The organism is Paenibacillus sp. Marseille-Q7038, assembly GCF_965111595.1.
This window is the reverse complement of record NZ_CBCOOM010000001.1, coordinates 1,151,493-1,173,098: the sequence shown is the minus strand read 5'-3', so window position 1 is coordinate 1,173,098 and position 21,606 is coordinate 1,151,493. Positions and strand designations below refer to the sequence as shown.

The 21,606-nt window shown below is 42.2% G+C and carries 16 protein-coding genes; 1 reads left to right on the top strand and 15 read right to left on the bottom strand.

Annotated features, from left to right (window positions below):
* Positions 1–53: 53 nt before the first annotated feature.
* Together ACWPWY_RS05665 and ACWPWY_RS05660 are read right to left on the bottom strand one after the other, a co-directional pair.
* Positions 54–1,928, bottom strand: a complete 1,875-nt coding sequence (locus ACWPWY_RS05665; RefSeq protein WP_454190771.1) for a PAS domain S-box protein — start codon at positions 1,926–1,928, stop codon at positions 54–56.
* 183 nt (positions 1,929–2,111) lie between these two features.
* Positions 2,112–2,846, bottom strand: a complete 735-nt coding sequence (locus tag ACWPWY_RS05660) for a DUF1836 domain-containing protein (RefSeq protein ID WP_454190770.1) — start codon at positions 2,844–2,846, stop codon at positions 2,112–2,114.
* A gap of 248 nt (positions 2,847–3,094) precedes the next feature.
* Between ACWPWY_RS05660 and ACWPWY_RS05655 the strand changes: the two genes are divergently transcribed.
* The gene (locus ACWPWY_RS05655) at positions 3,095–4,432 is read left to right on the top strand and encodes a hemolysin family protein (RefSeq protein WP_454190769.1); all 1,338 of its coding nucleotides are present in this window, start codon (positions 3,095–3,097) and stop codon (positions 4,430–4,432) included.
* A gap of 61 nt (positions 4,433–4,493) precedes the next feature.
* On the opposite strand, the gene ACWPWY_RS05650 is transcribed toward ACWPWY_RS05655, so the two are convergent.
* The 13 genes from ACWPWY_RS05650 to ACWPWY_RS05590 all read right to left on the bottom strand — a co-directional run bounded on the left by ACWPWY_RS05650 (position 4,494) and on the right by ACWPWY_RS05590 (position 21,577).
* The gene (locus tag ACWPWY_RS05650) at positions 4,494–5,420 is read right to left on the bottom strand and encodes a manganese-dependent inorganic pyrophosphatase (protein ID WP_454190768.1); all 927 of its coding nucleotides are present in this window, start codon (positions 5,418–5,420) and stop codon (positions 4,494–4,496) included.
* 134 nt (positions 5,421–5,554) lie between these two features.
* Positions 5,555–6,025: a translation initiation factor IF-3 gene (gene infC, locus ACWPWY_RS05645; protein ID WP_454190767.1), complete on the bottom strand. Its 471-nt coding sequence runs from the start codon at positions 6,023–6,025 to the stop codon at positions 5,555–5,557.
* A 77-nt stretch (positions 6,026–6,102) separates the two neighbouring features.
* Positions 6,103–7,992 carry an LTA synthase family protein gene (locus ACWPWY_RS05640; protein WP_454190766.1) on the bottom strand — a complete coding sequence of 630 codons (1,890 nt, stop codon included), beginning with the start codon at positions 7,990–7,992 and terminating at the stop codon, positions 6,103–6,105.
* Positions 7,993–8,166: 174 nt separating this feature from the next.
* Positions 8,167–8,937 carry a DUF3891 family protein gene (locus tag ACWPWY_RS05635; RefSeq protein WP_454190765.1) on the bottom strand — a complete coding sequence of 257 codons (771 nt, stop codon included), beginning with the start codon at positions 8,935–8,937 and terminating at the stop codon, positions 8,167–8,169.
* Between the two features lie 20 nt (positions 8,938–8,957).
* Positions 8,958–9,878, bottom strand: a complete 921-nt coding sequence (locus ACWPWY_RS05630; RefSeq protein ID WP_454190764.1) for a hypothetical protein — start codon at positions 9,876–9,878, stop codon at positions 8,958–8,960.
* A 73-nt stretch (positions 9,879–9,951) separates the two neighbouring features.
* Positions 9,952–10,740: a pyruvate, water dikinase regulatory protein gene (locus ACWPWY_RS05625; RefSeq protein ID WP_454190763.1), complete on the bottom strand. Its 789-nt coding sequence runs from the start codon at positions 10,738–10,740 to the stop codon at positions 9,952–9,954.
* 18 nt (positions 10,741–10,758) lie between these two features.
* Positions 10,759–11,397 (bottom strand): CBS domain-containing protein, encoded by a 639-nt coding sequence (locus ACWPWY_RS05620; RefSeq protein WP_454190762.1) that lies wholly within the window; start codon positions 11,395–11,397, stop codon positions 10,759–10,761.
* A gap of 27 nt (positions 11,398–11,424) precedes the next feature.
* Positions 11,425–14,121 carry a pyruvate, phosphate dikinase gene (gene ppdK / locus ACWPWY_RS05615; RefSeq protein WP_454190761.1) on the bottom strand — a complete coding sequence of 899 codons (2,697 nt, stop codon included), beginning with the start codon at positions 14,119–14,121 and terminating at the stop codon, positions 11,425–11,427.
* Between the two features lie 253 nt (positions 14,122–14,374).
* Positions 14,375–14,863 carry a hypothetical protein gene (locus ACWPWY_RS05610; protein WP_454190760.1) on the bottom strand — a complete coding sequence of 163 codons (489 nt, stop codon included), beginning with the start codon at positions 14,861–14,863 and terminating at the stop codon, positions 14,375–14,377.
* A gap of 159 nt (positions 14,864–15,022) precedes the next feature.
* The gene (locus ACWPWY_RS05605; RefSeq protein ID WP_454190759.1) at positions 15,023–18,214 is read right to left on the bottom strand and encodes a bifunctional cytochrome P450/NADPH--P450 reductase; all 3,192 of its coding nucleotides are present in this window, start codon (positions 18,212–18,214) and stop codon (positions 15,023–15,025) included.
* A gap of 408 nt (positions 18,215–18,622) precedes the next feature.
* Complete coding sequence (locus ACWPWY_RS05600) at positions 18,623–19,348, bottom strand: LutC/YkgG family protein (RefSeq protein WP_454190758.1); 726 nt, start codon at positions 19,346–19,348, stop codon at positions 18,623–18,625.
* A complete protein-coding gene (locus ACWPWY_RS05595) occupies positions 19,341–20,852 on the bottom strand; it encodes a LutB/LldF family L-lactate oxidation iron-sulfur protein (protein ID WP_454190757.1) in 1,512 nt (503 codons plus the stop codon). The genes ACWPWY_RS05600 and ACWPWY_RS05595 overlap by 8 nt, the downstream gene beginning before the upstream one ends.
* Positions 20,849–21,577, bottom strand: coding sequence for a (Fe-S)-binding protein (locus ACWPWY_RS05590; RefSeq protein ID WP_454190756.1), 729 nt, complete (start codon positions 21,575–21,577; stop codon positions 20,849–20,851). Before ACWPWY_RS05590 ends, ACWPWY_RS05595 begins: the two co-directional genes overlap by 4 nt.
* Between the last annotated feature and the right edge of the window lie 29 nt (positions 21,578–21,606).

Sequence of the window (21,606 nt, the reverse complement as noted above, 5' to 3'; positions counted from 1 at the left end):
TTTTCTCTAACGAGAACGAGGTTAAGACTGTCCTTTTTAAATTCTTCTTTTTTTTAGACTATATCCAGCTCCAGTAGAAATTGAAAGGTAGCTCCTTTCCCTTCATCACTACTGACGCTGATCGTACCTCCCATCACTTCAACCAAACGTTTTGAAATGGCCAGTCCGAGACCGGTTCCACCGTATTTTCGATTAATGGAAGCATCTAACTGGGAGAAGGATTGAAACAATTCATGCTGTTTATGAAGTGGAATTCCAATACCTGTATCTTGAATTTGAAATACAAGTAATTTTCGATTAGTCAAGTGAGTGTTCATTTGTTCAATTTGTATAATCACTTCTCCATCATTCGTAAATTTAATTCCGTTACTGATTAAGTTAATTAAAACTTGCTTGATTTTGGTTACATCCCCTAAGAAGATTTCCGGGATATCCTCATCATAATTTTGTATAAGCCGTATACCTTTCTCTTCTGCTGAAGCGATAAATAAATCATGAACCTCTCGAAGTGCTTCCGTTAAGGAAAATGGCTCATGAACCACTTCTATTTTCCCGGCTTCGATCTTACTAAAATCAAGCAGTTCCCCAAACATTTGCATGAGTGTGTTGCTGCTGCTGGCAATAATCTCTGTATATGACTTTTGCTCATCATCGAGATCTGTATCCATTAATAAAGAAGTCATCCCCACGATCCCATTCATTGGTGTCCGCAGTTCATGACTCATCATCGCAAGAAATTCGGATTTGGCCCGGTCTGCATGAATCGCTTCTTCTTTTGCCTTCATAATCTCTTTGATAGAGGTAATATCTCTAATCACGACGACTGCACCTTTACGTTCACCCCGATCGATTAATGGAGTGACTTGATACTCAGCAATAAACGTACTTCCGTCTTTGCGTCCAAAAATCTCTTCTTTTACGCAGTGACTTTCCCCAGACAGAATACTTTCATATATTGGCATCTTTTCTGGTGTGTAGGGATAATGATTTTCATTAAATTGCAAAAATTGATTCGTAAGCTTAAGACCGATCGCTTCCTCTTGATATATGCCGAGCAGTTCGGCCCCTTTTTTATTCAAATAAGTCAAATGTCCCTCATAATCTACGCCAAATATACATTCATCTACTGCATTAAAAATAAGTTCAAGTTGGTTGCTAAGATTCTCGATTTCCTGAAGATACCGTCTGCTTTCTGTGATGTCGCTAGTAATACCATAAACACCTACCACCTTACCGTTTAGAATAGTAGGAACATTGATTACACTTGCTTCAATGGTATGCCCCTCTTTATGAAGCATACGAATATGGTACGATTGCGGGATCCCTTGGGAAGCCATAGAAAAGTGATAATCGGTCTTCTCTATATAATCAGGATGAATCAGTGGAGTATATCGGTCTGTAAGAAGCTCTTCTACCGTATGACCTGTTATCTTACACTGCCCTTCATTTACCCGCAGTAAATGGCCGCTGAGGTCCATAGAAGCTACTCCTAATGGATTATATTTGAACAGAGATTTTGATTCTTCCAATTCTCTTTCCGCTGCTAAGTCTTTCATTGGGGAAACGGCCTGAACAATAAAACAAGAGTCTTCCTGATCCGAATCCTCCAATAGTGAGAAGTGGAGCTGTACTTCTTTAGATTTGAGACGCTCCTTGTTTAGCAGAACTTTGTATTGTACTGAATCCTCGCTGCCTGTCTCTAGTTCGTTAGCGATCTGCTTAAAATTAATATATTCCATGTCTTGTAAACCTAATATATGTATAAAAGATTTAGAGAGCAAATTTTCTGAACAAAGTTCAGCCCATTTTTCGAACGCTTTATTCACTTTACATATTATTCCCTTATCACCAACAACCATGGCCATCGGAATGGGTGCATTCTGAAAGATGCTCTTCCAGACTTTACTGTCTGTTAAAGGCCCTGACATGTGGCCGCCTCCTTCACCTACCAATTGTATCTATTCTAATAGTTACCTCTTTTTACCTTACTCCAAACTAAGGTTACAAAAGATTCATATTTTAAATAAATATCCTCTCCCATCATTTTGCATAAGTAAAAAAAGCCTGTATTTATAAAAATACCGGCTTTTTATTCTTCGTCATTCATATCCTTATAAAAATAAGGTTGCATTCAAATATCGTTTAGAAAGGGAATGTAAATATGTTGTTTGTATGGATAAGGTGGCAATGAAAATGATATTCCTCACGATAAGATGTTGTCTTTCCGTTAAATAGGAGAAAGATTGCACTATCTCATCAGCTGCCGTCAGTACCTGTGCTTCTGCTGCCCGATCCGTGTGAATAAAACGCTCCTTCTCACAGTCTAACTGTTCAAAAAGATCCGCATACGTGTTGTACAAGATCAGCGGATTTAATAAATCATCGTCGTCCCGCTCAGGATCAATAAAAACCCCCTTGAACAGATTGCGGATAGAATCGAAGTCTAGAACTGCTTTTAAATCATCTATAATAAAGAGGAGTGCAGCTTGATGAATGGAATATTTTTTCCCGATCTTCGGTGAAGAAAAATACTCTTTGAAATCCCGCTTCACCCAATTTTGCATCGAAGTAAGGGATGTATTTGAATATTCAATCATTTGAGCGAGTGAAGCAATCTCTTGGAGGGAGAAACCAGCCGTTCGATTGCCTTTAATTAATTTCTCTAAGATGGGAGGAAGCGAAGTGGATAAGAATGCTGCATATGTAGTTCTCTGATCTACGTCAGACTTATGGTGTTCATTCCACGCTTTTTGCAGCAGTTCTAGTGGTGTTATCTTATGATGTCCTTCGATGGACAGCAGCAGTTGTGCCATTTCGCTACGAGTAAGGGTGAATAACTCTGTCATCTCACGGACCTCCTATATTTTTGTAATAATAATCCTATCAAATCATATGGACTAATATTACGTGACACGCTATCCCTTGTAAAGGAGTGCAAGGGAGCGCAAAAGGATATAAAGTTCATCAATTCAGACCTTAAACGCCATAAATCAACTAAACCAGACGATATTGACCATTGCTCACCCAATGATAAGTTCTGTATACTAGTTCATATGAACTTAAAATATATTATAAAGGATTGTGAAGACGTCTAATGGATGACATAGGACTGAATTTGTTTTTGTTTGTCGTATTAATTGCGCTAACGGCTTTCTTCGTAGCTACTGAATTTGCCATTATTAAGTTGCGACCGAGCCGAATTGATCAATTAGTACTGGAAGGACGTAGAGGTGCACTTGCCGTACAGAAAGTGACATCCAATCTGGATGGATACTTGTCTGCGTGTCAGCTTGGTATTACGATAACAGCTTTAGGACTTGGATGGCTCGGTGAGCCTACTGTAGCAAAAATGGTTGAACCGTTGTTTGAACGATTCGGCATCGCTGCAGAAATTGGCCACATCGTTTCCTTCATTACTGCCTTTGCTATCGTTACCTTCTTGCATGTCGTTGTGGGTGAACTCGCTCCGAAAACAATGGCTATTCAGAAAGCAGAAACTGTGACCTTCCTGGTTGCAAGACCAATTATGTTGTTCTATAAAATCATGTATCCTTTTATTTGGCTTCTAAACGGATCTGCCAATGGCTTGGTTCGACTCTTCGGATTAAAACCAGCAAGTGAACATGAAGATGCTCACTCTGAAGAAGAAATACAAATTATTCTATCTGAAAGCTATCAGAGCGGAAAAATAAATAATACAGAATACGGATATGTAAATCGTATTTTTGCTTTTGACGATTTATTAGCGAAAGAAATTATGATCCCTCGTACCGACATGGTTTGTCTATATACGAATAATACGTTTGATCAGAACATGGAAATTATCCGTAGAGAACAATACACACGCTTTCCAGTTGCCGATCAAGGCAAAGATCAGATTATAGGTATGATTAATACGAAACAAATGTTCCTTAATTATGAGGAAGGTAAAAGTCTTGATCTCAAACAGTTTATGCATCCCGTTCTGACCGTATCTGAAGCAACAGCCGTTAATGATCTGTTGAAACGAATGCAGAAAGAACAAGTTCATCTCGCCGTTTTAGTAGATGAATTTGGTGGGACAGCCGGGCTTGTCACGATAGAAGATATTCTCGAAGAAATCGTTGGCGAAATTCGAGATGAATTTGACTCTGAAGAACGCAAGGAAATTGAACAACTTGGGGAGCTTCACTACATTGTAGATGGAAAAATCCAGCTTGATCAAATCGCAGATATGACGGGAATACATTTCGATCTGGAAACTGCGGATACTATTGGTGGATGGTTATATACCATCTTGCTTAACCCGAGACCAGGTCTAACGCATCTTCATCAAGGTCTCCTCTTTACCGTCAAAGAAGTGGGACGCAACCGAGTGAAGAAAGTAGAATTTAAGAAAGCACCAGAAATCGCTGAAAATAGTATAGAACATGAACCTACGGTTTCGTTCTAAAATACAATAAATATATACAAAACCCTCTGACAGTAGTCAGAGGGTTTTGTATATATTTATGTTATGCTAATGCTTCTGTAAGAACAGGAACAATTTGAGATTTACGAGATACTACACCTTTGAGTACTGCTTTATTCTCAATAAGTTGTACACCGTAAGCACGTTCTACCGCATCCGCTTTTTCACCGATGGCAAGAGCAACAGAATCATTATTCAGAATATCAGTAATTACAAAAAGGAACAGATCCAAGTTTTTCACTTGAACATTTGCAGAAATAGCTGCTTCAAGTTCCTCTTGTTTTGCAAGTACATCATTCACGTCTACTGTATTTACTTGTGCAATTTCCACTTTGGAGCTGCCCATTTGGAACTCTTTTGCATCTAGGGTCAACAGTTGAGGAATTGACTTCTTGCTTAGATCTGCACCTGCTTTTAACATATCCAGACCATATACTTTCGCGTCTACGCCAGCAATCGCAGCGAGTTCTTCAGCAGCAGCCACATCTTGATCTGTGCAAGTAGGAGATTTAAACAAGAGTGAATCCGAAATAATAGCAGATAACATCAAACCAGCAATAGGCTTAGAAATCTCTACCTTATTTTCTTTATACAATTTATTAAGTATAGTTGCTGTGCAGCCTACTGGTTCCGCACGATAGTATAACGGATGGCTTGTCTCAAAATTTGCAATACGATGATGATCAATAACTTCCGTAACTTGTACTTGATCAATATCACTTACACTTTGCTGACGTTCATTATGGTCTACCAAAATTACTTTGTTTACTTCATTCGCTACAGTCTCTACGAAACGCGGTGCAACAACACCAAAGTAATCAAGCGCATACTGAGTTTCACCGTTCACCTCGCCGAGACGTACTGCCTCTGCTTCTATGCCCAGTTTGTTTTTCAGATCAGCATATGCAAGTGCAGAGCAAATCGTATCCGTGTCCGGATTTTTGTGGCCAAAGATTAAAGTTTTCTCCATGAAAAGTAACCTCCGATAATTGTTAGAGTAAGTTCATATTTTAGATCATCCGTTAAGGATGTAAGTCCTTTTAAGATTATAGCGTTAAATCATCTGTATTCCAATAACTCTACCTTGTATTTAACAACATTTTTTTAAGGATGTAATTCTACAACCGCTTGTTTACCGCTAAGCTGAATTCCAGTACTCGGTTTCCCCCAAGGTTTTACATCCCGAATTAAGTCTTCAAGCAATTTCTTAGCCGCTTCTCCTTGCTTTCCTTGGATCTTAACAACCAGCTTTACAATATCACCCGTCTTTAGAATCCGTTCCATTTGCGTTTTTTTGGTATCATAATCATGCTCCTCAATATGAGGTGTCAGCCTGATCTCCTTCGTCTTTGGTGCTCTGTCCTTCCGTTTCTCAGCCAGTGCTTCCTGTTTCGCTGCTCCTGCTCCAATCAGTTTACAAGGCGGCGGGCTTGTCATGAGTGAGGTGCATACTAAGTCCACTTTTAATTCTTTTGCTAGTTTCAACGCTTCTGTTGTCGACATAAGTCCGAGATCTTCTCCATCTAGACCCGTCACATGTACTTCTGATGCTTTGATCTTTTCATTTTTGATCATCCGTTCTTCTCCTCATTTCTTCATTTTCTCCTGACAAAAGGCACCGTACCTATTATACGGTGCCTTTACGATTCTTTTTATAACCCGCGTTTCGGAAGTAGCTTCACATACTCATCAGACAACTTCATGAGCTGCATGATGTAATCATAGTCTGACTTATACTTCTCAATGTCTTCTACAGGAGCCAGCGTTTCAAGTGAAATTGCGGTTCCATCTTCAAACCCAGTCCCTGGAATAAACATAATATCATTATTAAAGAAAGAACCCGTTGGCAAGTAATAGCGCATGCCAATCACATTTTGATCCACATTCAGCAGATCCTGACCGAAAGCGGTAAATTTAGTGTCCTCAAGTGAAATACCGAACAGATTGCTGACCGTAGGCAGAATATCCATCTGACCGCCAACCGTCTCAATTTCTTGCCCTTCCATCCCGGGTACATGAATAACTAAAGGAATATTAAATCTGCTAACCTGTTCATGGTATGGAACACCGAGTGCTGCTTCGACCTCTTCTGGAGAAGTACTTTGATTCTGTAATCCAAAATGATCACCGTAAACAACAAGCACTGTTTCATCCCATAATCCTTGCTCTTTCAGTCCATCAATCAATGTTCCAAGCGCGTAATCAGCGTAATTCAGTGATGTCAGGTAATCCCCAAGCGCTGTTCCTTCAATAGAAGCAGGTGTATCCCACTTCACAAATTCCGGTTTGACTTTGAAAGGAGAATGGCTCGAAGCCGTTATAAACTGAGCATAAAAAGGTTGGTTCTGTGTTTTTAAATCTGCCAGCCTTTCAATTCCCACACGAAATAGTTCTTCATCGGAAGCTCCCATCTCATTATAATTATCATTGTTGAAATAAGGCTTATCAAAATACTGATCAAAATGAAGTGCAGGATACATCTTAATTCGATCCCAGAAGCTAACCGAGTTCACATGAAAGGTCTCTGCTGTATATCCTTCATTTTGCAGCAGTCTCGGCAGACTCGGAAGAACGCGATCTCCATAACCGGTAGACATGGCAATGGTGCCAAGCGGATAAATGGATGTGTTCGATATAAATTCGGCGTCCGACGTATTTCCCTGCCCAATTTGCTGGAATACATTTGGAAAATAAAGACTATCACCGATAAGCTCATTCAGAACCGGCGTAACTTCTTGACCTTCTACCGATTGTCCGATCGGGAACCGTTGGAAAGATTCCAGCTGCACGACAATGACATTTTTACCTTTCATCGCCCCATACCCTTCTGGTTTCGCATCAGGGTCCTTCTCCGAGGTCTGATAAGGATAGGATGACTTTAGATCATTCACTTTTTTGATGGTCTCTTGCAGGTTCCCAGCGGCGATCGCCTTATTTTCTGCTTTCGCATGAATGGCAGCAGCTATTTGATAATTGAGAAACCCCAGCTCATCTGCACGAACGGTTTCATTCTCAATCGTACCATCTTTCGCAATCGTTAAACCGGAGAGAATAACACAAATGGCTCCGACCGCAACGATAGAGATCCGGGAAAGCTGTTTCGTATACAATCGGCGTTTACCTTGCATGCGTTGGTAGAACCACCAAATTGCCATTAAGATTACATCAACAAAAAACAAGAAATGTATCGGTTTAATGAGCATACCAATACTTCCTGCTACTTGCGGAATCTGATTCAAGCTGAGTAGCGTGGTGTAAGTAGGTATAGACCCAAACTGCACGTTATACAGCGTTGCTGCGAACAAAATAAGAGAAAAGAGTGTATTTAGTACAAAATAAGCACTGCCTTTCCATCTGCGCGGACTAATGAGTTCCCATAGGCTCAGAATAACAAGAATCGCTAGGGCATCTGCACCTACACGGTCCAATGATAAATCTCTAAAAACAAAGAAACGAAATAAGGCAAACTTTGCCAATAGCAAAACAAATACAACAACAAATAAGGACCCTTGAAGCCCCTTCATCGTTTTTTTCAAAATCACAACCCCATTTATCAAAATTAATTTCTCGTTTACGAAAAGCTTGATTAATTATAACACTGTTTTGATCCGCCTTCCATTTCAATGAAAGAAAACGTACGAAGAAATAAAAAAGAAACGACCGGTTAAGGGCCATTTCTTTTCTTAAAATCTCATATATTACGATGTATACCGTTATTATGATGTGTACGTTATTTTTTGAACTGCCGGCTCTGTTTCGTGAAAAGCTTTGTTCAATCCTTTATCTTGAATGTCTTTTTTGGCTACTTTTCGGTAGAATAACTCCGTCTCAAAAGCCTTACTGAATGGGGCAGGCTGCACTTCCACCGTATATTCATCTTTCCAAAATGCTTGAACGGATCCTTTTCCTTCTTGAAAAAGTACCGCCGCTGATCCAAGCCCATTCTGGAACCATGGATGTTCCTTATCTTTACTTACCCCCGGTTCATTCATACATACGTAGAGAGACAGATCATCACACAATTGAAGTAGGTGGTAATGCTGTTTCATTTCCGTCTTCTGAATTGAGCCCAGTTGTTGTTCCAGCTGGTCTTGTCGCTGCTTCTCTTCCTGATTAAAAGAAATACTGAACGGATCGGTTCCATTCTTAATATCGGGAAAGGTAGAAAAATGGTAACTCACTAAATAACCAGCATAAGGATTAACGAATTCAACTTCTTGAATTCCTACTTGGTACATTTTAAGCTTAACCGCATAGGGATAATCGACGAAATAATAGGGAGCTTTTGTGACTTCATTCCAGATGGGGTCAGCATCAAGCCGAATCCAGCCACGATCGTGCTCTGTGATTGCATAAATGACATCTTGTTTATCTTTCTCATGAATGAAGTATTCGGCTTTCAGATGTTTGGCAATTTCTCCGCTTAATCTAGCATGTTCATGTTGCTCAATCATGATAAAATGTTCTGCTTGTTCTCTGATCACCATGAGAAATTCAACTCCTGTCATTATCTTTGTCTATGATAAGTAACCCATGCTGGAGCAGGTTCAAACGGATACACATGTAGCAACTCCATTTGGTAAGGATCTGTACTGTCCACTTCGCAAACAAGCTGCTTGATTCCATTTTCAGCGGCGTATGTCATTTGTTCTCGTGTAAGCAGCAGAATCAGATCGGATTGTTCAGAAGATGCCACACCTCTCCAACCGAGTTCCGCCACACCGTTCTCTGAAGTAGAATGAAGCAAGGCAAATCCGGCACAACGACCATTCGTAGCATGGAGAACAACATAAGAACCTTGTGAATCCAAATCTTGCTCATATAGAAATGCTTTCCAGCGAGATAGATCGAACACTCCCGGTGGATTTGCCCGGTGCGTATGTTCGTAGGTTCTTTTCACAAGGCGTACAAGTTCTTCTTCACCTTGTTCCCTCTTTAGATATTCAGACAGTGACAACACCTCATAATCGGAGTGTTGCCTCATAAAGTATTCCTCATCTCTGATAAATCCACTCTCAGGCGTTGCAATACGTACTTTATATGTATTTCTAATTTCATAAAACCCTTGCTTAACAAGTGCCTGCTTCATTGCAAAATCAGTTTCCCAGACGGAGATTTGGAGCGGGTACACCATCCGGTGCGCCGATAAAGAATCCAACAATCTCGATGCAATCAACATTCGGTCACTTGAAGGGAAGACGAGAAGTGAAATATAGGTACAGTAGGGATGAAACGGACGATGATATGTAAAAATCATGCCCGCTGGAACTCCGTCAGCAAGCGCAACAAAAGCAACTTCTGACTTCGCCGGGTTTACATGTTCCTGATCATCTACCTTGGCTAACTCTTTTAATTTCATATAAAATGGTTCATGCTCTTCCCCAAAAGGTTCTATCGTAATACTCTGGTTTCCTATTGTTGTTAACAAGCGGCTCCCCCTATTTCCATTTGTTTTATCTATTATCGTATCAAAAGAAGCAGAAAACCGCCAGAAGGCGGTTTCATATATAACCAAGTATCATTCCAGCCGTTTCTTCAATCGCTTTGTCTGTGACATTAATGACAGGACAACCTAACCGATCAAACAACGTATATGCATATTCCAATTCTTCAACAATTCTAGCGAGTGAAGCATAATTGGAACCGTGCGGTAAACCCATGACTTTCAGTCGTTCTGTACGAATTTTGAGCAGATGTTCTGCGTCCATCGTAAGACCGATGACTTGTCCCTTGATCGCTTCATTAAGCGGATCAGGAGGTTTGATCTCTGGCACAACGGGATAATTTACGACTTTATAACCTTTATGCGCCAGAAAAATACTGAGCGGAGTTTTCGAAGTCCGAGACACACCAAGAAGGACAATATCCGCTTTTCGAATCGCACTGGTATCTTTGCCGTCATCACATTTTACCGCAAACTCGACTGCTTCTACGCGGCGAAAATAGTCCTCATCCAGGCGGTGAAGCACCCCTGGTCTTTGCGTAGGGGAATCATGAAAAGTATCGATAAATGCCTGCATCATGGGGCCCATAATATCCACTGTTCGGATACTCAGCCGAATGGACTCTTCTTTAATCAGTTCACGAAGTTCAGGCTGTACGAGAGTATAAGCAACAAACCCTGACATCCGGTGGACTTCTTCCATCAGTTCGCGAATCTCTTCCTCACTGCGAATCTGCGGGTAACGTTTAATCTGAATTTGCAAGGATTCAAATTGGTGCAGTGCAGCTCTCACAACAAGATCTGCGGTTTCCCCGAGTGAATCCGAGCAGATAGCAACAAATTGCATAGTTTCTCCTCCAGCGGCCTATTCTACTGCGATCTGAACGACAAGCTTGGTAATGGTAGTCTTGGTTATTCTGCCAACCACCTCATACCCATCCTCTTGATTCCATGTTCGAATAACAGGAAGACTGTCCACTTCATAATTAATCATTTTCTGTGCAGCCTCCACAACATGATCTTCGGGTGTGACCGCAACAATCTGCACGGCTCTCGTCATCATCATGCATACAGGCACTTCGGATAAATCCTGATTCCCAAGCGTCATCTTCAGGATATCTTTTCGAGATAGAATGCCAGAAAGTCTACCTTCTTTGTTAATAACAAACAGGGTGCCAACGTCCTCTAAAAATAGAGCAACGACGGCTTCATGAAGTGTCGCATTTTCATTGATTACGACCGGTACACTTTGAATATCTTTTACTTTCATATTTACAAGCGCCGTTCGAAGCGGTTCCTTAACCGTCAGACGCTCACCTGGAAAATATCCAACCTTCGGTTTCGCAGACAAGTACTGTGTCATGACAAGAAGAGAAAGATCGCTGCGTATCGTCGGTTTAGACAAGCCAAGCTGTTCAGCGATCTGATCTCCAATAATCGGTGTTTTCTTCTGTACAATGTCAATAATTTGCTGCTGGCGTGCGGTAAGTTCTATTTTATTCACCCTCCAGCGTGATTTGTTAACTTTCTCTTATGCTGTAGTAGAAATAGGGTTCTCACCATGAGATGATTTTGTCATGTTTGAATCTTGAATCTGTGCTTGGGCAGCAGCAATACGTGCGAAAGGTACACGATAAGGAGAGCAGCTAATATAATCAAGCCCTACATTATGGAAAAAGAAAATCGAATCCCGCTCCCCTGCATGTTCTCCGCATATTCCTGCTGCAAGTTCCGGTTTACGGGATCTTCCTTGTTCAAGAGCCATCCGAATCAGCTCACCAACTCCATCTTGATCCAATACTTCAAATGGATTAGCAGGAAGAATCTTTTGTTCTACATAATGATTTAAAAACTTTCGTTCTGCATCATCTCGGCTATACCCCAGCGTCATTTGGGTCAGATCATTCGTGCCAAACGAGAAAAAGTCGGCATGCTCCGCAATTTGTGATGCGGTAAGTGCAGCACGAGGAACCTCAATCATCGTACCTACACGGTAAGGACAATGGATTCGCTCTTCCCTAAGTACCTGCTCTGCTACTTCATCTACTAATTTACGCAGGAAGGATAACTCACTTGCGTGACCAATCAGCGGAATCATGATCTCCGGCAGTACTTTGATTCCTTGATGAATACATTGCAGCGCTGCTCTGAATATAGCTTCGATCTGCATATCATAAATCTCCGGGAATACGATGCCAAGTCTTGCTCCTCTTTGACCTAACATAGGGTTCGATTCTTTCAATTCTTTAACCTTCTCAATTACACGATCTACCTTCTCGAGTTCATCTGTATCACCATCGAGTGTAATCATCTTCAGGTGCTCTCTTCTTCCTTCGAGCACTTCGAGCTTAGGCAAAAATTCGTGGAGCGGTGGATCAAGCAACCTGATGGTAACTGGCAACCCATCCATTTCCGTGAAAATTTCTGCGAAATCAGATTGCTGCACAGGTAGTAGTCTTTGGAGTGCTTCCTGACGCTCTTGGTTGCTTCCTGCAACAATGACTCTCTGTACTAGCGGAAGTCTCGATGGAGATAAAAACATATGCTCGGTTCGGCAAAGTCCAATTCCCTCTGCTCCCCATTTACGAGCGAGTCTTACATCATGGGGATGATCACTGTTTGCAAATACTTTCATCCTCTTCACTTCATCTGCCCAGCTGAGCATCCGTGTTAGTTCTTCGGATATTTCTGGCTCTCTTAGTTCGATTTCTCCGGCATATACTTTTCCTGTTCCGCCATCAATCGATATTAAATCTCCTTCACGGAAGATCTGATCACTGCAGATCAGCTCTTTTGTATCCTCACGAAGTTCAAGCTCTTCACAACCACATACGCAAGGGGTTCCCATCCCTCTCGCTACTACAGCAGCATGACTTGTCATTCCGCCGCGGAGCGTAAGAAGCCCTTCTGCTGCGATAACACCGTGAATATCCTGCGGGGTCGTTTCTCTGCGCACAAGAATGACTCGTTTTCCAAGAGATGCCCAGGATTCAGCCGTTTCTGCATCGAATACGAGCTGTCCGCTCACTGCTCCAGGAGAGGCAGGTAGTCCGCTAGCTATAATCTCATCTTCTTCTCTAATTTTAATCGATTGATGGAGTAGCTGATTCAAGTGTTCAGGCTCAATTCTAATTAGTGCCTCTTCTTTAGTAATAATCCCCTCTTCCGCATAATCAACCGCTGCTTTCATGGCAGCTTGCGCTGTTCTTCTTGCATTTCTTGTTTGTAATATGTACAGCTGACCTTTCTCAATCGTAAATTCAATATCTTGAATATCGCCATATAACTCTTCTAATGAAGAAGCTGCTTCATGAAGCTGTTCGTATATGGACGGCATCGTTTGTTTGAGATAAGTAATACCAAAAGGTGTTCTGGTTCCCGATACAACTTCTTCCCCTTGGGCAGCAGGCAAATATTCACCCAGCATCTCATTTCCGCCTGTGGAAGGATTCCTCGTAAACAAAACGCCCGTACCGCTCGTTTCATCCCGATTTCCAAAAATCATTTCCTGGACACTTACAGCGGTGCCTTGATCTTCTGAGATTTTATGAACTTTACGGTAGACCTTAGCTCTTGGATTTGACCAGGAACGAAAAACAGCCCGAACCGCATTAATTAATTGGTCTTCTACATTTTGCGGGATCGGTTTTTTAGCACGATGAAGAATCATTTGTTTATATTTACTAATCAGCTCTTCCAGTTTCACTTCCGACAACTGTCCGATATGTTCCGCCTCAGATTCACGGTTTATTTGCTGAAGAACTTTAGAGAAAGCATTATTTTCGATATCCATGGCGACATGACCATACATCTGTATAAATCTTGCATAACATTCCAGCGCAAACCTTCGATCACCTGTAGTTACCGCAAGACCCTCTACCGTTTCATCCGTGAGGCCTAAATTAAGAATGGTATCCATCATGCCCGGCATAGAAGTAACCGCTCCGGAACGTACCGCAAGTAAAAGAGGATTCACCGGATCACCGAAGCGCTTGTTTGAAGTTTGTTCTAGAGATCGAAGTGCTGTTCGAATCTCATCAATGAGTGTAAGCGGGATATGACCAAGGTGAGTATAATAATCTCTGCAGGAAGCTGTTGTGATGGTGAATCCATAAGGAACTGGTAATCCAGCTTTCGTCATTTCGGCCAGGTCCGCACCTTTACCTCCGAGCAGCTCGCGCATAGACGCGTTTCCTTCATGAAACAAAAACACCCGCTTGTTCTTCATTTTATCTCTCCTTGTCATAATTTCCAATATTTTCAAGTTGTGCTCAGCCAATATAATACGTCATTAAGGGCAATTGGTCAATATATAATACGTCACGATGAGAAGGATCACAGATCCCTTTTTCCAAATACGACATCACACGCAAATTCAGCATCATTTCGGTATTAAAAAAGCCGCCATAAGGCGGCTACATTGTTTATCTATGAAGTATGGCTATGTCTCCAATCCAAAACAGCTTTAGCAATAAAACGTCTTACTTCCTGGCTTCATGTTCGCTTGTATCTTCCGTATCGTTAGCACTCTCTATTCCTTCTTGCTCCAGGATCTGACGAATCCTACTGCTATGATAAGAAATCCGCGGCCGTAAATACATATCATTCGTCTTTCCGTGTAAGTACAGTGATAGCTCATTCGTATCACTATACCCACGATAGGAATGAATCTGGTCGAAAGAGTAAAAACGTGTGCCGTATTTTATTCCCTTCGTCCCTACGTAGAACCGGGTTACAAAGTAATGCACGATAAAAGCGATAATAAAGAGTCCGTATCTTACAAAACCTGTACTAGAAACGAGATAAACACCACCCAAAATAAACACGGCTATAGTAAGAAAAGATTGCTGTTTGCCCTGTCCATCAAACCTGATTTGTCCCACCCGTCCACGTAGCCATATACTATGACAAAGAATGACAACAGACAAACCTAAATATACGATCAAACTGATGATTTGAAACGATAACATGTACTCCACTCCCTGCGGTTGCAAATAATCTTCGAATCTCTAACCACATTGTACTTGCCTACAGTAAATGATGTACAGGTTTTTCCAAATCTGTGATTGACAAAAAAAGCTAATCCCAGTGAATACACCACTGAGATTAGCCTCTCATTTTAGTTTAGATCAAGCTCCCGCCCATACATCTTTCGCATATTTACCAGATGATTCAAGACCGGTTAACCAAGATAACGCCTCTTCTTCACTAACACCATGTTTCAACTGGTAAGCTGTGATCAAAGTCATTTCGACATCTGGTGCCATTTTTGTACCATCACCGCAAATGTACATCTTAGCTCCTTGTTCTAGCAGACCAAGCAGATGATCGGCATCTCGTTTCATTAGATGCTGTACATAACATTTTTCTTGTCCATTCACTCTCGAGAAAGCCGTATGAAGCGTAACTAGGCCTTCCTCCTGAGCCGCAACTAACTCCTCTTTATACAGATAGTCATGTTCAGGATTCCGACAACCAAAGTAAAGATGAGCTTCGCCGAGTTTCATGTTTTGCTCTTTCATTACTTTTCTCGCTTGAATGAAACCACGGAATGGTGCTACTCCTGTCCCAGGACCAATCATAATAATTGGTGATTCCGTTTCTTCAGGAAGATGGAATCCTGATTCCGGTGTACGAACAAACAGGAATACTTCTGCACCCGTATCCAGACCTTCCAGATAGTTAGATGCAATACCTTTATACTCCCCTTGGCCGCTCCATGCTGCGTCTCTCACTACACTTACCGTAATACTTACGATATTTTCGCTCACCTTTGGAGAACTTGAAATCGAATAGTATCTTGGTTTTAGTGCAGGCAGTAATTCCATAAAACGCTCAAATGGAATTTCACAAGCTTCATATCTTTCGATCAAATCGAGCATCGTGATTCGTTTTGCTCTTATTTCCGATTGGTACAGCTCATCATTGAGCATAGCTGTCAGCTCTTTCGCATGAGGAGGACATACCGTATAAGCTGCAAGCTCACGCAGCTGTGCACGAGTTGCCGGCTCTTGCAGTTCTACACTGCGTGCAAGCAGATCATCAAGACGTACGGGAGTTCCTACCGGCAAATGCGCACTGCTTCTTCCGCTGGCGGATAGAACCAGGTGGCTGCTTCCTTGAAGAGCAAACCGTTTCAATACTCGCTGAACGAGTGATTCAGGATTAACAGGCAATATTCCCAAGTGGTCTCCTTCTTGATAAGACACCCCTTCTGGAAGAGCTATCTCAATGTGCTGAGTTATTCTGCCGCTTTCTGCATTTTGTAAGTTCTCACTTTTAACTATGTGGCCAAGTTCAGCATGGTATGTCTCTACCAGTGGTACGGCAGCTACTCCGCTGACATATTTCACTTTCAGACTTGTGCTCTTCTTCTTACCGTTTTCCACAAGCTTCAGATCCAGCGCTTGCATCAGATCAGGCCATAATCCTTCTGACCAATCATCCACATCTGTCTCGAAATCACCGCTCGCATCACTTTCTCCTCTGCTTAGAAGACGAGTCGCTCCTTTTGATTCCAGAGTTTCATCAATCAATCTTGGAATCCGCTGATAGGTGCTGGCCCAGTTATGGTCACCACAACCAAATACAACATAACGAACACCTTCGAACTCGGTATCTCCAGCTGACTCGATCCACTGTGTGAACGATTTTGCATTGGATGGCGGCTGGCCATTATAAGAAGCAGTGACAATAAGCACGACGCCTTCTTTTGGCAGATCGCCCACATATTCATCCATTGGTGCTACATTACTGTCAAATCCCTGATATTTAGCCCGGTCCGCTACCTCACGGGCAATACCTTCTGCGGTACCGAGGTTTGAACCATAAAGTACAAGCATTGGGGTATGATGCGCATTCTCCGGCAATGACTCAGCTTCATTCGCTTCTGACGTTTGTTCTTGTGCGGTAACTGCCGAAGCACCTGGAATCATAAGTGCTGCAGATAAGTTTCCTCTGCTACGTACTTTTACATGGAAATCTTCCGGCTTCAAAGTTAACGATTCTTTTACTTTAAGCTCATAATTACGATCATCAATAAATTCAAAGTGTTTAACAACAAGACCAAGAACAAGCGTTGCTTCCTGAAGGGCAAACTGCTGTCCAATACAAGCTCTTTGTCCATTGCCAAATGGTTTATAAGCATCATGCGGTACTGCGCTTGGATCTGCGAACCGTTCCGGTTTGAATTCTTCCACATCATCTCCCCATACCCGAGTATCTCTATGCAACGCCGGAATAAGAACGGTTACGCTGTCGTCTTTCTTGATCGGATATTTACCAGCAATTTGTGTATCCTCTTTCGCATAGAGAGAAAATGCTGGTGCCGTTGGCCATAGACGCAGTGCTTCATTCAACACCATTCGAGTATATTTCAGCTCTCGAACCTGATTGTACGTAGGCACCGGATCTTTGAGTACTCTATCAACTTCCTCTACAATCTTTTTCATTTTGTCTGGATTCTTCATTAAGTAATAGATGGCAAATGACAGAAGGCCGCTTGTTGTCTCATGTCCTGCGATCAAGAAAGTAATGATCTGGAAACGTATATTTTCAGAGTCTAATTTTTCACCCGTTACCGGATCAACACCTTCGAGCATGTGAGAAAGTAAATCTCCGCTGTTTCCAGTGCCCCGCTCTTTTCGCTCCTTGATCAGATCATCCACAAGATTGAACATAAACTGCTTATCATCTTGAAATTGTTTTTTTCTTTTCACCATAAACATTTCTTGAATCCCTAATCTATGCAGTTGATTCATCCCTTCGTCCAAAGAACGAACCATGGCATCGATAAAGGGATGATTATCTTCTCTGTAAAAACTGTTAAAACGGTAATCAAATCCGCATAGCCCAATCGTATCGAGCGTAAGTCTTGTCATATCAGCCGGGACATCAACAGTCTCGTCAGGGTTTAATCTCGCCCATTTCTGAACGAGCTGAAAAGCGATATCAAGCATCTTGGTGTGATACCCTTGCATGGCACGCTGACTAAAACTAGATAACAAAATGTTATGTGCCTTTTTCCAGTTGGGTTCGTTCGTCGCACTTGTAAAAAGTCCATCGCCCGCAAACGGCCGAACATTTTGCAGCGGAGCCCATATTCTCTTATCAAAGCGCTTCTCATCCGTTGCATCTTTCACAAATTCATGACCTGATATATAGACTTCCTTACGTCCTGCCGGATACTGCATTTGGAAGATCGGACCATATTCTTTCGCGATTTTAGATAGTGACTGTATTGGAGCCGTTCCATCAATCATCGGTAAATTTCCAAGCGGACCATAGGTTTTAGGTTGTGGTATCTGAACAGATTCTGTCATTTTATTTCCCTCCGTTATCCTTCATTTATCATTCATTTTGTTATGTCTAGAACCAACTGACTGTTATAGTAAACTGGTCATTTTGATGTAAAAAAAAGTGGATTTGATTATTCAATCTCTCCTATATATCTACATTATCACGATGTTAATTTGTCGCACAACAGGTATAAGGTCATGAATCCATACGTCAAAAGTTTCATATTATTTTCGAAATATATCAATATACCTGCCTTTTCTTGGTACTTTTATCACAGCATTCTTCATTTATATCGTTAAATACCTGTATTATTCACCACGTGAAATATGAATCACCTACTTTATTAATTACCCAAATCATGACTTGCTGAATATAAAAAAGTGAAGAAACCTCCATTCCTTTCGCTTCGGAGGCCTTCACTTAGTTTAGGTCTAACCCAATATAATCGCATATACGATTCCAGGACCGTGAACTCCAATGGTCAAATCGTTCTCTATATCAGAAGACCTGCTTGGTCCCGATATAAAATGCACCCCAGCTGGTAATTCCTCTCGGGCTTGTTCGTCGAGTTCTACAAGCAGTTCCCCCATTCTCGTTCGGATCAGTTCTCTAGGAATAATAAGAAACAATACCGTAGGCAGTAAACTTACTGATCTTCCCTTTTCCTTAGAAGACTTCACCATCACGGAACCGGTATATGCCGCTGCTCCATCTGCAATAACGATCCCAATATCGGCTTCTGCAGCCAAAACCTTCTCGTTAATTCCCTCCTCCGTATTCCAAAAAGTAATCTTGGCATACGGGATGGAATCTTCTAATTGGAGTGCCCTTAGCCCTTCTTGATCCTGACATATAATCCGCTTTGGCTCCAGCTCCTCTGCTTTTTCCTCGATCCATGTGCGAAGTTCCTGCTCGCTAGAAACGAGGGCGACATGTCCCCCTACGCTCTCGAAGTGAAGAGAAAACTGTTCAACCCGCTTTTCGTCATCCCAATTCGTTTCATTCCAAAAATCAGGTGAACCTTGAAAGGGTCTAGCGGGTCGTTCCATTACACGGGGTCGTTGCAGTTTAGAAGCAATATGCTGCATAAATGCCTCCTGTTTGCGCCGCGATTCTTGTTCGAGTTCCGTGAGCCAAGTTTCATTGAATTTACTCATCTCGCGAGTCCCCCTGTTGTCTACGGTCTAGTACATTTTGCATTCGATCGCGAACATCCCTATTCATCTCCACATGCCCTGAACGAATCTCAGCTTCTAGTGTCTTCCATGACTGTCTGAAAGACTGCTTTGCAAGCGATGGAGTTACTCTGTAACTATTCCAGCCCTTAAGAGGTCCAGCCTTTAATGTGATTTCGCCATTTTTTACAATCAATTTTTGGCCGATTTGCCCCATTTTTATAGCTGTACTAAAGCGGCTGGCCTTCTTCACGACCGTTCCAAAAGCCTTCATCCCTGCTGTTTCTACCTTATTCCCGTACCCTTGTTCCACCTTACGTCTACGAAGAGAAACAAGCATGTCATGTAAAGGAATTTTCACAGGACAAGCTTCATAGCATGCTCCGCACAGACTTGAGGCACTGGCAATGTCGTCCCACTCAGCGACATTCTTATTTAATGCTGGTGTTAGAACGGCCCCAATCGGTCCACTATATGTGCTTCCGTAAGCATGACCTCCAATGTGGCGATAGACGGGGCAAGCGTTAAGACAGGCACCGCAGCGGATACAGTTCAGCAGTTCCTGAAACTCGGGGTCTCCTAGCTGTAGAGAACGTCCGTTATCCACGATAATGATATGCATTTGTTCAGGTCCATCGGCATCTTCGGTTCTCCTAGGACCTGTAATACCTGACATATACATCGTCATACGCTGACCTGTAGCTGATCTTGGCAGCAGTGTTGCCATGACCTCCAAATCAGCCCATGATGGGATGATACGCTCCATACCCATGAGTGTAATCTGAGTTCGCGGTAATGTACTTACCATCCGTGCATTCCCTTCATTTTCGAAGAGGACCATAGAACCCGTCTCCGCAATCGCAAAATTACATCCCGTCATGCCGATATCGGCATCGAGAAACCGTTCACGCAATTTTTTCCGTACAAATCCTGCAAGAATGGTTGTATCAGGAGCCAGTGTTTCTCCTGCAACCTTCGATAACAGCTCGGCAATCTGATATCTATTTTTATGAATAGCGGGGATTACAATATGGGAAGGCATCTCCCCTGCTAGCTGGATAATATATTCCCCTAAATCGGTTTCAATCGCTTCGATTCCCGCTTCTTCCAGCGCATGATTCAGATGCAGTTCTTCCGTGACCATGGACTTGGATTTTACGACAGAATGAGCTTCCCGATGCTTGGCGATCTTTAGGGCAATTCTAACGGCATCCTCACCCGTTTCGGCAAAATGGACATGAACTCCGTTCGCTCTCGCATTCTCAGTAAAAAGATGGAGATAATAATCCAAATGAGCAATGGTATGAAGACGAATCTGTCTTCCTCGCTCTCTCCATTCCTCCCATCTTCCATGCTCTTCGGATGCCAGCTTTTTGCCACCACGAAGCCTTTCTGTCGTAAATCGTACTGCTCTGCGTAAAAATTCATCATGCAGCGCAATTTCAGCGCGTTCTCGAACGGCATGTTTCCCTGCTCCAATGCTCATGAAGACTTCACCCCTTCGTATAGCAGCTCAGCAAGATGCATGACCCGAACCGGCTTATTTTGAAAGCGAAGCTGGCCAGCAATATTCATCAGACATGCCATATCTAAACCAACGAGAACTTCAGCTTCTGTTTCAACGATATGTTCTGCCTTTTCCGTTACCATCGCACCTGAAATATCCGCCATCTTCACAGCAAAGGTTCCGCCAAATCCGCAGCAATCTTCTGCAAAAGGGAGTGGAATAAACTCGATATCTCTGACTCCGGCTAAAAGGGCCATCGGTTCTTCCCTCACTCCTAATAAACGACTGCCATGACAAGACGGATGATACGTAACTTTATGAGGGAATCTAGCACCTATATCGGTGATCCCCATCACTTGAACTAAAAACTGTGTAAATTCATAGGTTTTCGCTTCAAGACGCCTTGCTTGTTCTGCCAAAACAGGATCATCTTTAAATAAGTCCTCATAGTGATGGATCATGTAAGTGCAAGAACCCGAAGGAGAGACTACAAAATCACTGTCTTCAAATGCTTCAAGAAGGGTTCTGGCAGCTGTTCTTGCTTCTTCAAAATATCCACTGTTATAAGCCGGTTGACCACAGCAAGTCTGCACTTTTGGAAACTGAAGAGTAACACCGTATTTTGCCAATATACGAACCATGGCTTCTCCCACCGCTGGATAGATGGCATCACTCAAACAAGTAATAAATAGGGAGACTTTCATCAGCGTACACCTCTTATCTAGAGAAACTC

Excerpts from the sequence above, each read along its gene's own strand:
- ACWPWY_RS05665 (WP_454190771.1), bottom strand. The coding sequence starts at position 1,928 with ATGTCAGGGCCTTTAACAGACAGTAAAGTCTGGAAGAGCATCTTTCAG.
- ACWPWY_RS05660 (WP_454190770.1), bottom strand. The coding sequence starts at position 2,846 with ATGACAGAGTTATTCACCCTTACTCGTAGCGAAATGGCACAACTGCTG.
- ACWPWY_RS05655 (WP_454190769.1), top strand. The coding sequence starts at position 3,095 with ATGGATGACATAGGACTGAATTTGTTTTTGTTTGTCGTATTAATTGCG.
- ACWPWY_RS05650 (WP_454190768.1), bottom strand. The coding sequence starts at position 5,420 with ATGGAGAAAACTTTAATCTTTGGCCACAAAAATCCGGACACGGATACG.
- infC (WP_454190767.1), bottom strand. The coding sequence starts at position 6,025 with ATGATCAAAAATGAAAAGATCAAAGCATCAGAAGTACATGTGACGGGT.
- ACWPWY_RS05635 (WP_454190765.1), bottom strand. The coding sequence starts at position 8,937 with ATGGTGATCAGAGAACAAGCAGAACATTTTATCATGATTGAGCAACAT.
- ACWPWY_RS05625 (WP_454190763.1), bottom strand. The coding sequence starts at position 10,740 with ATGCAATTTGTTGCTATCTGCTCGGATTCACTCGGGGAAACCGCAGAT.
- ppdK (WP_454190761.1), bottom strand. The coding sequence starts at position 14,121 with ATGAAGAACAAGCGGGTGTTTTTGTTTCATGAAGGAAACGCGTCTATG.
- ACWPWY_RS05610 (WP_454190760.1), bottom strand. The coding sequence starts at position 14,863 with ATGTTATCGTTTCAAATCATCAGTTTGATCGTATATTTAGGTTTGTCT.
- ACWPWY_RS05605 (WP_454190759.1), bottom strand. The coding sequence starts at position 18,214 with ATGACAGAATCTGTTCAGATACCACAACCTAAAACCTATGGTCCGCTT.
- ACWPWY_RS05600 (WP_454190758.1), bottom strand. The coding sequence starts at position 19,348 with ATGAGTAAATTCAATGAAACTTGGCTCACGGAACTCGAACAAGAATCG.
- ACWPWY_RS05595 (WP_454190757.1), bottom strand. The coding sequence starts at position 20,852 with ATGAGCATTGGAGCAGGGAAACATGCCGTTCGAGAACGCGCTGAAATT.
- ACWPWY_RS05590 (WP_454190756.1), bottom strand. The coding sequence starts at position 21,577 with ATGAAAGTCTCCCTATTTATTACTTGTTTGAGTGATGCCATCTATCCA.